The 12,211-nt window shown below is 59.8% G+C and carries 8 protein-coding genes; 2 read left to right on the forward strand and 6 right to left on the reverse strand.

What is annotated here, in order from left to right; translation table 11 throughout:
* Positions 1-33: 33 nt before the first annotated feature.
* Complete coding sequence (gene queA, locus JNB85_RS14415; RefSeq protein WP_220334946.1) at positions 34-1,119, forward strand: tRNA preQ1(34) S-adenosylmethionine ribosyltransferase-isomerase QueA; 1,086 nt, start codon at positions 34-36, stop codon at positions 1,117-1,119.
* Positions 1,116-2,249 (forward strand): tRNA guanosine(34) transglycosylase Tgt, encoded by a 1,134-nt coding sequence (gene tgt / locus JNB85_RS14420; RefSeq protein WP_220334947.1) that lies wholly within the window; start codon positions 1,116-1,118, stop codon positions 2,247-2,249. Before queA ends, tgt begins: the two co-directional genes overlap by 4 nt.
* Here tgt and JNB85_RS14425 read toward each other — a convergent pair whose 3' ends face one another.
* The 6 genes from JNB85_RS14425 to JNB85_RS14450 form a co-directional block, all read right to left on the reverse strand.
* Positions 2,250-2,678, reverse strand: a complete 429-nt coding sequence (locus tag JNB85_RS14425) for a DUF4864 domain-containing protein (RefSeq protein WP_220334948.1) — start codon at positions 2,676-2,678, stop codon at positions 2,250-2,252. It lies immediately after the preceding gene.
* Positions 2,679-2,740: 62 nt separating this feature from the next.
* A complete protein-coding gene (gene fabF / locus JNB85_RS14430) occupies positions 2,741-4,006 on the reverse strand; it encodes a beta-ketoacyl-ACP synthase II (protein WP_220334949.1) in 1,266 nt (421 codons plus the stop codon).
* Positions 4,007-4,101: 95 nt separating this feature from the next.
* On the reverse strand, positions 4,102-4,608 hold the full coding sequence (locus JNB85_RS14435; RefSeq protein ID WP_220334950.1) for a winged helix-turn-helix transcriptional regulator: 507 nt from the start codon (positions 4,606-4,608) through the stop codon (positions 4,102-4,104).
* 267 nt (positions 4,609-4,875) lie between these two features.
* Positions 4,876-7,224, reverse strand: coding sequence for a calcium-binding protein (locus JNB85_RS14440; protein WP_220334951.1), 2,349 nt, complete (start codon positions 7,222-7,224; stop codon positions 4,876-4,878).
* Between the two features lie 494 nt (positions 7,225-7,718).
* A complete protein-coding gene (gene fdhA, locus JNB85_RS14445; protein WP_220334952.1) occupies positions 7,719-8,909 on the reverse strand; it encodes a formaldehyde dehydrogenase, glutathione-independent in 1,191 nt (396 codons plus the stop codon).
* A 166-nt stretch (positions 8,910-9,075) separates the two neighbouring features.
* Positions 9,076-11,913 (reverse strand): M16 family metallopeptidase, encoded by a 2,838-nt coding sequence (locus JNB85_RS14450; RefSeq protein ID WP_220334953.1) that lies wholly within the window; start codon positions 11,911-11,913, stop codon positions 9,076-9,078.
* Positions 11,914-12,211: the final 298 nt, after the last annotated feature.

The following is a 12,211-nucleotide window of genomic DNA, read 5'->3' on the forward strand; positions in this document are numbered from 1 at the left end:
GGGGCGGGTTTCGCTTTGCCTGGAAGTGCTTTGATGCGCGTAGACCTCTTCGATTTCGACCTGCCGGATGAACGCATTGCGCTGCGGCCCGCTGATCCGCGCGACAGCGCGCGGCTGCTTGTCGTCGATCCGAACGGGCAGCCGGTTCTTTCCGATCATCGCGTCTTCGACCTGCCGTCCTTCCTGCGCGCTGGCGATGCACTGGTCTTCAACGATACCAAGGTCATCCCGGCGCAGCTCGAAGGCATCCGCCACCGCGAGGGTGCGGGCGGCCAACAGGTTTCGGCCACGCTGCATATGCGTATCGGCGCCAACAAGTGGAAAGCCTTCGCCAAACCCGGCAAGCGTATCAAGGAAGGCGATCGTATCGCCTTCGGCCATGGTGGCGAAAGCTGCATGATCGGCTCGCTCGATGCGACCGTCGAGGACAAGGGCGACGCGGGCGAGGTGACGCTCTCCTTCGACCTTTCCGGCCCTGCGCTCGATGAGGCCATTGCCAGCGTCGGCCATATTCCGCTGCCGCCCTATATCGCCGCCAAGCGTCCGGAGGACGAACGAGACCGCGCCGACTACCAGACCATCTATGCACGGGAGGAGGGCGCTGTCGCTGCCCCGACCGCCGGCCTTCATTTCACACCTGATCTGTTCGAGGCGCTCGAAAAAGCTGGCATCGAACGGCATTTCGTGACGCTTCACGTTGGCGCCGGCACCTTCCTCCCGGTCAAGGCCGACGATACCGACGATCATAAGATGCATCTCGAAAGCGGCTATGTCAGCGCCGAGATCGCTGCGAAGCTGAATGCCGTTAAGGCAAGGGGCGGGCGCATCGTCTGCGTCGGCACGACCTCGCTGCGGCTGATCGAGAGCGCCGCAGAGGAAAGCGGTGAGATCAAGCCCTGGGCCGGCGCAACCGGCATCTTCATCACGCCCGGATACCGTTTCAAGGCGGTCGATATCCTGATGACGAATTTCCACCTGCCGCGTTCGACACTGTTCATGCTGGTCTCGGCCTTCGCCGGCTTCGACACCATGCACGCGGCCTATAAACATGCCATTTCGACAGGCTACCGCTTCTATTCTTACGGCGACGCGAGCCTTCTTTTCCGGAAAGACCGATGACGACTGAGAACTTCCAGTTCACCCTCAAGAAGACTGATGGCGGCGCTCGCCTCGGTGAAGTTTCCATGCCGCGCGGCGTAATCCGCACACCGGCCTTCATGCCGGTTGGTACGGTCGGCACGGTCAAGGCCATGTATCTCGACCAGGTGCGCGAGACGGGTGCCGACATCATCCTCGGCAATACCTATCACCTGATGTTGCGCCCGACGGCGGAGCGTGTCGCCCGCCTCGGCGGCCTGCACAAGCTCATCCGCTGGGAGCATCCGATCCTGACGGATTCCGGTGGCTTTCAGGTCATGTCTCTGTCCGGCCTGCGCAAGCTCGATGAGCAGGGCGTCACCTTCAAGTCGCATGTCGACGGCAGCCTGCACCATATGTCACCGGAGCGCTCCATCGAAATCCAGGGGCTGCTCGGCTCCGATATCCAGATGCAGCTCGATGAATGCGTGGCATTGCCGGCCGAGCCCAAGGAAATCGAGCGCGCCATGGAGCTCTCGTTGCGTTGGGCCGAGCGCTGCAAGGTCGCTTTCGGCAACCAGCCGGGCAAGGCCATGTTCGGTATCGTCCAGGGTGGCGACGTGCCGGCCCTGCGTGTCCGCTCCGCTGAAGAACTCGCCAAACTCGATCTCAAGGGCTATGCCGTCGGCGGCCTTGCAGTTGGCGAGCCACAAGATGTGATGCTGAAGATGCTCGAAGAAACACTTCCGGTCCTGCCCGGTGAAAAACCGCGCTACCTGATGGGTGTCGGCACACCTGACGATATCTTGAAATCCGTTGCCCGCGGCATCGATATGTTCGACTGCGTAATGCCAACCCGCTCGGGCCGCCATGGCCTGGCTTTCACTCGCCGCGGCAAGGTCAATATCCGCAACGCCCGCCACGCAGAAGACATGCGCCCGCTCGACGAACAATCGAATTGCCCGGCGACACGCGATTATTCGCGCGCCTATCTCCACCATCTCGTACGCGCCAACGAGGCACTCGGCGGCATGCTGCTCTCCTGGCATAATCTGAACTACTATCAGGAACTGATGCAGGGCATCCGCAAGGCGATTGCCGAAGGTCGTTTCGCCGATTTCATGGCCGAGACGATCGAGGAATGGGCGAGGGGTGATCTCGAACCGGTGTGATCAAATGCCCTTGCTGTCGGCATTCGGCACGATCTGTACGCCATTGATCTTGAAGCTGCCGTCCGGCTGACGAGCGACCTGATAGATCGCCGTCCAGTCCTTGCCATCCCGGCCGGAAATCAGCACTTCCTGATAGATCATCGCGCCATCATCGATCGATCTGCTGCGCCCGAAGGCATAATTGCCGGGATGGTAGACCGGCTCGTAGCTCTTCTTCACCATGGCGAAGAAGACATCCTTGTCTGGATACATGGCCTTGATGCCGGGTGCAGCGAAGGAATAGGCGGTATCCGCATCGTCCTTGAGGAATGCCCTGATCTGCTCCTCGATCATCGTCTGTGTTGTCTGCACAGGATCCTCGGCATGGGCCGCCATGGCTGACATTAGGGATACGGCACACAGAACCAGCACTGCGAAGAAAGCGCGCATGGGATGATCTCCGGCTATATCAGCAGAAGTGTAGGCTATTTTGCGCGCAAGGAAAGAGCCGCTCAGGACCAGCGACGGAAGAGCGCGCTGGCATTGACGCCGCCGAAACCGAAGCCATTGGTGATCGCATATTCCATCGCCACCTTGCGCGCCACCTTGCCCACGAGATCGATGCCTTCGGCCGCCGGATCGGCCGTTTCCAGATTGCGCGTCGGCGGAGCGATCTGATCGCGCAGCGCGAGAATCGTGAAGATCGCTTCAAGCCCACCTGCAGCACCCAGGAGATGACCCGTCGCCGACTTGGTAGCGCTGACGGCAATGCCGCCGTCGCGGCCGAAAACAGTACCGATTGCAGCGATCTCACCCTTGTCACCAACCGGTGTCGAGGTCGCATGCGCATTGAGATGCTTGACCTCCGAGGCAGGTATCCTGGCCTGCCGTAATGCCGCTTCCATCGCCCGGCGTGCACCGTCGCCATCTTCTGGTCCAGCCGTCATGTGGTAGGCATCGGCGGCCGTGCCGTAACCGACGAGTTCGGCAAGAGGCGTCGCGCCGCGCGCCAGCGCATGCTCAAGTGTTTCGATGACAAGAATGCCGGCCCCTTCGCCCATCACGAAACCATCGCGCGCCGTGTCGAAGGGACGTGATGCCAGTTCGGCCCGGTCATTGAAGCCGCTTGAGAGTGCGCGGGCTGCCGCAAAGCCGCCGAGGCTCACCTTGTCGATGCAGGCTTCGGCGCCGCCGCAGATAGCGACGTCAGCTTCACCGGAGCGGATCAGCCGCGCCGCGTCGCCGATGGCTTGAACGCTTGCCGCGCAGGCCGTTACCGGCGCCCCGAGCGGCCCTTTGAAGCCGTAGCGGATACTCACCTGGCCCGCCGCCAGGTTGACGAGGAAGGAAGGCACGGTGAAGGGCGAGAGCCGCCTCACGCCGCGCGTCTCAGCCGTGCGCACCGCATCCGCAATCGCCGGAAAGCCGCCGACGCCGGAGGCGATGATCGTCGCCGTCCGCTCGCGCGCATCGACGCTCTCAGGCATCCAGCCGGCCTGGCGCACCGCTTCGTCTGACGCCATCATGGCGAACTGGATGAAGCGGTCCATCTTCTTCTGGTCCTTGGGCGGCACGGCGCGATCGGGATCGAAACCGGCTTCGGCATCCTCCTCGATGGAGGGAACGACCCCACCGACCTTGGCGGCGAGATCGCCGACCATATCTTCGGGGAGAACGCGCAGGCCTGAACCGCCAGCGACGAGCCGGTTCCATGCGGTCTCGACGCCAACGCCAAGCGGCGAAACGAGTCCCATGCCGGTGACAACAATGCGTTCCATGGATTTGTCCTTTCTAAAGCAATTCGAGCAACAGTGCGGAGCTGGTTTGCGTTCGGAACTGCGTAAAAACAAAAAGATAGAGCACTGGAAATGCTCTACGCGTCGATGCCGAGATAGTAGGCGCGCATGCGGGCGATCCGGTCGCGGTCGCCTTCGTCCGCAGCCGGTCCCGGTAGCAGGCAGGTGTTTTCGGGTTTCAGTTCTTCGCCGCTGGCTGCATCCACCAGCACGGGCTGGCGTTCCTCGCCGGAGGCGGCATTGCCGAGCAGGAAGGCAAGATCCTCTTGCGGAACGTGCCGGCGTCCCCAGGAAAACAGCGCCATCAGGACGGGAAAGAAATCGCGTCCCTTGGCGGTCAGCACATATTCGTAACGGGGAGGGCGCTCGTTGTAGAGGCGTTTCTCGAACAATCCTTCATCGATCAGATGCGCGAGCCGCCGCGTGAGGATGTTGGGCGCAACGCCAAGGCTCTTCTGGAATTCGTCGAAGCGTGTCAGCCCGTGAAAGGCATCGCGAAGGATCATCATGCTCCACCCGTCGCCGAAGCTGTCGAGCGCGCGGGCGGCCGGGCATTTGAAATTGACGAAGCTTGTTCTTTGCATGATTCAAGGCACTACAGAAGTTACTTGCATGATGCAAGTCACTTGCGATGCGTGAGTGGCATGTCAGGTGTTGTGCCGGTCGAAGATCCGCGCCAGAAGAACACCGGTTACAAGAACGCCTGCCGCAACAAAAACGGTATCCAGGGCAATCCTTCTTCAGCTGATGGGTTCTGCTGACAATGTTGTGCAGGGCCGGCACGGGGAACAAAGGGGTTCCGGAAAGGAGCCCCATCTAGGACCGCCGCTTGAAGACGTCAGGTTCGGATGTCAAACGAATAGGAAATCGTCGTAATGAAGCGCCGCCAGATTGGAGAGTGTCGCGATCTGTACGGCCGCGCCACCCCCGCTGCCGTCTGCGTCGTAGAAAAGCTTTCCCGTGGTCTGGTCGTAAATCAAACGGTCGTTTGAATCCAAGGCCTTGGTGCCGAGTACGAAGTTTCTCTCGGAAAAATTCGACGGATCGATGGCCGTGAAAATCTCGTGGTCGAGCACGATCTTGTCACTGGCGCTTTCCGCGAAATCTTCGATCTTGTCGATGTTGTTGTAAGTGCTGGGTTTGAAGTCGAAGACGAAATGGTCGGCTCCGGCTCCGCCATTCAGTATATCGTTGCCCTTGCCGCCGATGAGCTGGTCGTTTCCTGTCCCGCCCGAAAGCATGTTGCTTGCGATATTGCCAGTCAATACGTTGTTTTCGCCGTTACCCGTTCCATTAATCGCTGACGAACCAGTGAGCGTCAAATTTTCGACCGTTCCGAGAGCATTCTCCAGATAGTAGGAAATGGATGCACTAACGGTGTCGTTGCCACCGCCGCCCGTCTCGTCGACGATGTCGCCTGCCGAATCCACTTTGTACGTGTCACTGCCAAGGGCGCCGATCATTCGGTCTTCTCCTCTGCCGCCATCGAAGTTGTTGTCGCCAGAATTGCCCGTGAGAACGTTGTTCATGACGTTGCCGGTCGCATTGATATTATCGCTGCCCGACAGGACGAGGTTCTCGACAGTTCCCGTCACATGGTCCTTGTCCATCAAGCTGAGCGAGACAGAGGACTTGATGGTATCCTTGCCGGAGCCGCCAGCTTCGATCACCACATCATAGATGCTGTCGACGATATAGCTGTCGTCGCCACCTCCGCCCTTCATGCTGTCTGCGCCCGCGCCGCCATCCATAACGTTGGCTCCGTAATTGCCGACGAGAATGTTGGCGAGTTGATTGCCAGTCGCGTTGATGTTGGCGTTGCCGGTCAGCGTCAGGTTCTCGATGGCGCCGATCGCATGGGTAGTATCCGCGAGGCTGAAGCTGATCGAGGACATGACGGTATCTGTCCCGCCGCCGCGGCTTTCATCAACGATATCGGTCGGGGAGGTGACCGTAAAGGTGTCGTCTCCCGTGCCGCCATAGATGTGGCCGGGTTCAGCACGGGCGCTGGTGCCTGCCGCTATGTTGATAATGATGGGATGGTCGACCACATCCACGTTGAGGGAGGAGATGTTGCTGAAGCTTTTGATCGGCACGTTGCCCGTCAACGGGTCGTAGACCTGCACCGTCCCGAAAGCTCCGCCCAGATTCACGTTGACGCTGGTCGTCGCCGCCTGGATCGCGGTGTCGGTCGCCTGGTTCCAGATATCGGGTTCGTTCCAGATGATGATCTGATAGCTTCCGTCGGATTTCTCCGTCAGATAGCTGCGCGCGGTGGAAGGTAGCCCGTTGATGGTGTAATCGAGCGTCCCCGGGTTGAACGTCGCCTGCGTCGCGCCGTCATCTTCGAGAATGTCGGTCAGATTGTGGATCGCCGTTGCCGCCGGCTTAGGGGTGTAATCCAGCCGAAACAGTCCGAAATGCTTTTCCTGGTCGGCACCTCCCGGATCGGAATAGGCATCGAGAAGCTGGTAGATGAAGGTCCCCTCCGATCCGAGAAAGGCACCGTCCATCAACGTGTTAAGAAGCAGTTTTGCCTGCGTCGTCTCGTCGACGCCTTCCCATCCACCGTTGGTATCGGCGGTCAGTGACGTGTGATAGCCGATCTCTGTGATGGTCAGTGGCTTGCCGGGATCCGCTCGCATCTGGTCGCCGGATTCGCGCGAGAGCCAGGAGAAGGGCTGGTCGCCTTCTTTCGCGTAAGTGTGGATCGTCGTGTAATCGTTGGAAGAGGCGACCGTGTAACCGGTAAAGCCGAGGACCGGAATGTCCTTCAACAGTGGATCGGCATTCACCGCATTGAATAGATCCTTTTGATAGGCGAGTGCAGCAGCCTCTCCCGAAAGCCCCTTATACGACACCGGCCAGTTGTTGACCTCGTTCGGACCCTCAATGCCGACGATCGAGCCGGGATGCGCTTCCACAAAGGCGTGCAGTCGTTGGACCACCGTCGCAGGAGTATCGTCCCGCCCGGAGACGAAAACGAACTTGATGCCGGCGTCTGCAGCATCCCCAAGGTGGCCTTGGCCATAAGGGTCAGAGGCGGGAGTGGGCGCATGGTCGCGAACTGTGTCAAGGCCGAGATAACCCAGGGCTTTCACAACTTCCGCGATGTTAGAATATTTCCCATCGGTATAGTCGATATGTGTATCAATCCCGAATGAATCGATAACATTTGTAATTCGAGTGGCTTGGGTCATTTCAAAATCCTCCCTTGGAAGTAGAAAAGATTACTTCCATCGTATAGTGATTCCATCAAACGCAACCCTGCTTCACAGTAGAATCCGCCAAAGTTATGATTGTGTTAACTATATTGAATTGTTCCACAGATAATTGCGGCTGATGCTTTGGCATTAATCCGATATTGTACGGACGTCGCGCGCTGCCAGTGGAGGGATCGGGAAACCTCGCTGATAAAGCGAGAACGCGTGGTCGCCAACGGACACGCTATAGTGACTGCTTGCACTCAGAGAGAAGATCGACGTCCGCTTTGGCGCCACCAATTATAGGATGACATCGCAAATGCAGGCAAAGTCGCATCGATTTGCGAGGGATGTCTTGACGGGCCCGCAGCGGCGCAGGGCACTGCCCGTATGAGCCAGAAGCGGCGAGCCTCGAAAACTCAGTATGGGGGAGGGGCGACTGACCCCGATAGGAAATGCCGGGACGTTTCCGCCCCGGCACATCGTACCGATCAGGCCGCCTTGGCGATTGTGCCATGCGGATCGAGAACGAATTTCGTCGCCGCACCCTGGTCAAAGCTCTCATAGCCCTGGGCGGCATCCTCAAGCGAAATCACCTTCGCATTAACGATGTCGGCGATCGGAAGCCGGTCATGCAGGATCGCCTGCATGAGCTGGCGGTTATATTTGAGCACCGGCGTCTGACCGGTATGGAACGATTGGGCTTTGGCCCAGCCGAGGCCGAAACGCAGCGAGAGGCTGCCATGCTTGGCCGCATTGTCCACTGCGCCAGGATCTTCCGTGACGTAGAGGCCAGGAATGCCGATGGAGCCGGCGGCGCGGGTGATCTCCATCATCTGGTTCAGCACGATCGCCGGCTGTTCGCCGCCAGAATGTCCACGGGCTTCGAAGCCGACGGCATCGATGGCGCTGTCCACTTCATTGGTGCCGACCACCTGCGCGATCATATCTCCGAGCCGGTCGCTCTTCGAGAGATCAATGGCTTCGAAGCCGACACGGCTGGCATGGGCGAGGCGTTCCTTGTTGAAATCGCCGATCATCACGACGGCCGCACCGAGGATACGGGCGGATGCCGCCGCTGCAAGACCGACCGGGCCTGCACCTGCGACGTACACGGTAGAGCCGACGCCGACGCCGGCTCTGACCGCGCCGTGGAAACCCGTCGGCAGGATATCGGAGAGCATGGTGAGATCACGGATCTTGGCCATCGCCTTGTCGCGGTCGGGGATTTTCAAGAGGTTGAAATCGGCGTAGGGGATCGTGACATAACGAGCCTGGCCACCGATCCAGCCGCCCATGTCGACATAGCCGTAGGCGCCGCCGGCACGTGACGGATTGACCGTCAAGCAGACGCCGGTGTCCTGTGATTTGCAGCAGCGGCAGCGCCCGCAGGCCACATTGAAAGGCACGGACACGATGTCTCCGACGTCGAGCATTTCCACATCGATGCCTTTTTCAATGATTTCACCGGTAATCTCGTGTCCCAACACGAGGCCCGGCATCGCCGTAGTGCGGCCGCGCACCATGTGCTGATCTGAGCCGCAGATATTGGTGGAGATGACTTTCAGGATAACGCCATGTTCGATGCGGCGGCCATCCGGCGCCTCGAGTCTCGGATCCTCGATGTCGCGGACTTCCACTTTTCCGGGCCGCAAATAGACGACGCCACGGTTCTTGCTCATTTCCGTCTCCTCCGTTGAAATCAAGGCAACGCGCCACAGCTCCTCCCGCAGCGATTGCTTGCCATAGAGTAGACCAGAAAGATCCGAGCGCCGTCCCGAAAGCGACGCCCTGCAGGCGGAAACCAGCAAGACCGGACCACGCCGTCGCCTTTAAAGCTCGCAGTGGCTATCGTACCGCGGCCGGCAGCACTTCGAATTTCCAGAATTTATCCGGCTGGAAATAGGTCATGGCAAACCGGCGGATATCATCGACGGTGACTTTGTCGTAGCCGCCGAGATTGTCACGTATCCGTTCCAAACGGCGGGGGTCGGTTTGAGCGCCGTTCAGATACTGCACCCAATATTCGTTACTCTGCTGCTGATGCTTCAATGTTTCGATGATCGGAGCCCGGGCCCTGACCAGCTCGTCCGGCGGGACATCGTTTGACCTGAGATCATCAGCGATCTTGTCCACGAGCGCATAGAAATTCTCGACCTTGTCCGGCGTCGTCTCGACATAGAGATAGGCGTAGCCATAGCCAGGAATGTCCCACGACAGGTCCATGGCGCCCTGCGGACTATAGGTCGCGCCTTCGGCAATGCGGAACTGGTCGATCAGCCTGTTTTCGAAGATTTGGCCGGCGACGTTGGCGGTAAAGCCCCGCTGAATATCCGAGAGCATATCGCCAACGGGGGCGGCGACAATCGCCGCGGCGTTATCGCTCCGGCCGTTATGGGTCCGCATGACGGGTTTTTCGGTGGGGGCGGGGAAACGCACATTGTTTGCAACATTGTCTATTGTCGCGTCCGGGCGAGCCGGCAAAGCCCCGAAGGTTTCAGCCGTCAGGCGGATTGCCTCGTCCGCCCCTATGTCGCCGACAATGGTGACATCGATCGGGCCTGCGGAAATTTGCGGCCGGAACAGCGCTTCGAAATCTTCCAGTTTCGTGGCGGACAATTGCGCCTTATCAGGGAAAGTCCAGCGCGGGTCGCCGGAATGCACGAGGCCTGCGAAATCGCGGCCGATGACGGCCCCTGGCGTCGCCTCATATTGATCGAGGTTGTTCAAATAGGCTTGTCGGACGCGCTTGAAAACTTCCGGTCGGTAGGTGGGATCGGAAGTGTAAGCTGCCATGATCTGCAATTGCGTCGCAAGATCCCCCGTCTGTGTCTGGCCGGTGAACTGGAAGGAGCTGTCATCCACCGAGAAATCGATGCCGGCGATTTTGGCGGCCAGCGCTTTCTGTAAATCTGGGTAATCCATTGCCTTGGTGCCCGACAGGACGACGGCCGGCGATGTCCAGATCGCCAGGGGATGGTCGTTCGGCAGTCCCAGCCGGCCGCGACCAATATCCTCGCGTACCAGCACTTCGTTGGCGCGCAGCTTGGTCGGCTTGATGGTCAGCCGCACGCCGTTGGCAAAGCGCACCATTGTCAGGCCAAGATCCTCGACAACGCGACGTTCGACGACAGCACCCGGTTCGCCGAAATGGGTATAGGGCCAGACGACCGCTGCCGCAGTAGACGGCGCGGTGACTGGAACGGCATGGGAGGCGTCGTATGCCTGCCTAACGTCGCTGGCGCCGCCCTTTGGCGCTTGAGCGGTCTGCAGGACGAGCTGCGGGCCGTTCCCGGAAAAGACACGTGCGACAACCTCGTTGACCTCGGCCGCTGTCAGGTCCTTGGTGATCGTCTCGAACATCGAAAGATTTTCCGCGGGGGAGGTGAAGACCTGATTGTCATCCACGCTGCTCGCCAGCATGGAAGCGATGTCGGTGCTTGTGCGTGTCGCAGCACCGGCGGCGGCTGCTGCAAGGAGAGAGCGATATTCGACGATTTCCCGATCAAGTTCGGTCTGCTCGGCGCCGAATTCTTGGAAACGGCGCTGCTCCTGATCGATAGCCGCGAGCGCCTGCTGCCATTTGTCCGTCTCGGAATTTGCCGTGATGACAACAATATGGGCCGAGTCGAACAGATCCTGAGAGCCTACGGCAGCGCTGATGAAGGGTGCATCGGCCCTGTTGGCCATGGCGCCTAGCCGACGTTTGAGTACCAGGAGACCGAGATCTTCGACCAGTTGCTGGCGACGCTTGGCAAAAGTGTCAGGCAAAGCATCATAGGGCCGCGTCCAGGCGATCTGGACATTTGTTGTGCCGCCCGGAACGGTGATGACCTCGGCGCTTTCGCCTTTCGGCTTCAGCGTGCCTAGATCGGGCTTTTGCGGGGCAGGGGTAGCGACCTTCCAATCGCCGAAGCGCTGCCTGATTTCCAGTTCCATGGCGGTGGGATCGACATCGCCCACCACGATGAGCGTGGTGCGATCGGGCCGATAGTTCGCATGGTAAAAATCACGCAACAGATCGACAGGCGCATTGCTGATAGTGTCGATCTTGCCGATCGGCGCGCGCGTCGTCACGCGCTGGCCGGCGAGCATGGAATTCGTGACGCCGATCGCCGCGCGATATTGCGGCGTGTCGCGCAGCCGCTCTTCAGACAGGATGACGCCACGCTCGCGGTCGAAGGCGCCGGCATCCAACGTCAGCTCGCTCGCAGTCTCGCGCATCAGCATCAGGCCGGTCGAGAGCGTGTCCGCATCGACCTCTGGAAGATCGAGCGAATAGACGGTCTCGTCATAGGAGGTGTTGGCATTGGTGTCCGGCCCGAAGGCCAGGCCCTTGCGCTGCAGGATGCGGATCATCTCGTCCTGGGCGACATGCGTCGAGCCCTTGAAGGCCATATGTTCGAGGAAATGCGCCAGCCCCTGCTGATCATCCCGCTCGTCGAGCGACCCGGCGCCGATCCGGAAACGGATCGCCGCCTGTCCCGGCGGCGTGGCGTTGCGCATGATCGCAAACCGCATGCCGTTTTCGAGCGTGCCGAAGCGGATGCCGGGTTCGGCCGGCAGGTCGCTAAGCGTCTGCGCCCAGGGTGCGGGCGAGTTTTCTGCGTGGGCCGGCAGCCGTGACGTGCAGGCTGCAGCAAGCGCGAACGCTGCCAGGAATCGGAGAAAAATAGGGAATTTCATATGTTTAACGGCATTCTGTTCTGATGGTGAGCATGAAGAGAGTATGTGACGTTGCGCGAACTATCAGACAGGTTGCATCTCACATCAACGTCTATTTACGGGATGGCTGCGTCGCTACAATCATCGCCATGCCCGAAGGCGAGGGCAAGCTGCGTATAGCATTGTGAATTGATGCTGAACCGCGACTTTTGTGCTCATCAAGCTAACCGGCATGCCTGATCTGTGCGAGCAGTTTCTTGCGAAAGACTTCGGCCGGTGTTCGGTAGCCGAGGCATTTGCGTGGTGTCTCGTTGAGACG

The organism is Rhizobium mesosinicum (assembly GCF_019511345.1).
GTDB lineage: Bacteria > Pseudomonadota > Alphaproteobacteria > Rhizobiales > Rhizobiaceae > Rhizobium > Rhizobium mesosinicum.

Bases quoted from the DNA above. Each gene is read 5' to 3' on its own strand.
- JNB85_RS14450 (WP_220334953.1), bottom strand. From the start codon at position 11,913: ATGAAATTCCCTATTTTTCTCCGATTCCTGGCAGCGTTCGCGCTTGCT.
- JNB85_RS14425 (WP_220334948.1), bottom strand. From the start codon at position 2,678: ATGCGCGCTTTCTTCGCAGTGCTGGTTCTGTGTGCCGTATCCCTAATG.
- JNB85_RS14435 (WP_220334950.1), bottom strand. From the start codon at position 4,608: ATGCAAAGAACAAGCTTCGTCAATTTCAAATGCCCGGCCGCCCGCGCG.
- JNB85_RS14440 (WP_220334951.1), bottom strand. From the start codon at position 7,224: ATGACCCAAGCCACTCGAATTACAAATGTTATCGATTCATTCGGGATT.
- tgt (WP_220334947.1), top strand. From the start codon at position 1,116: ATGACGACTGAGAACTTCCAGTTCACCCTCAAGAAGACTGATGGCGGC.
- fabF (WP_220334949.1), bottom strand. From the start codon at position 4,006: ATGGAACGCATTGTTGTCACCGGCATGGGACTCGTTTCGCCGCTTGGC.
- queA (WP_220334946.1), top strand. From the start codon at position 34: ATGCGCGTAGACCTCTTCGATTTCGACCTGCCGGATGAACGCATTGCG.
- fdhA (WP_220334952.1), bottom strand. From the start codon at position 8,909: ATGAGCAAGAACCGTGGCGTCGTCTATTTGCGGCCCGGAAAAGTGGAA.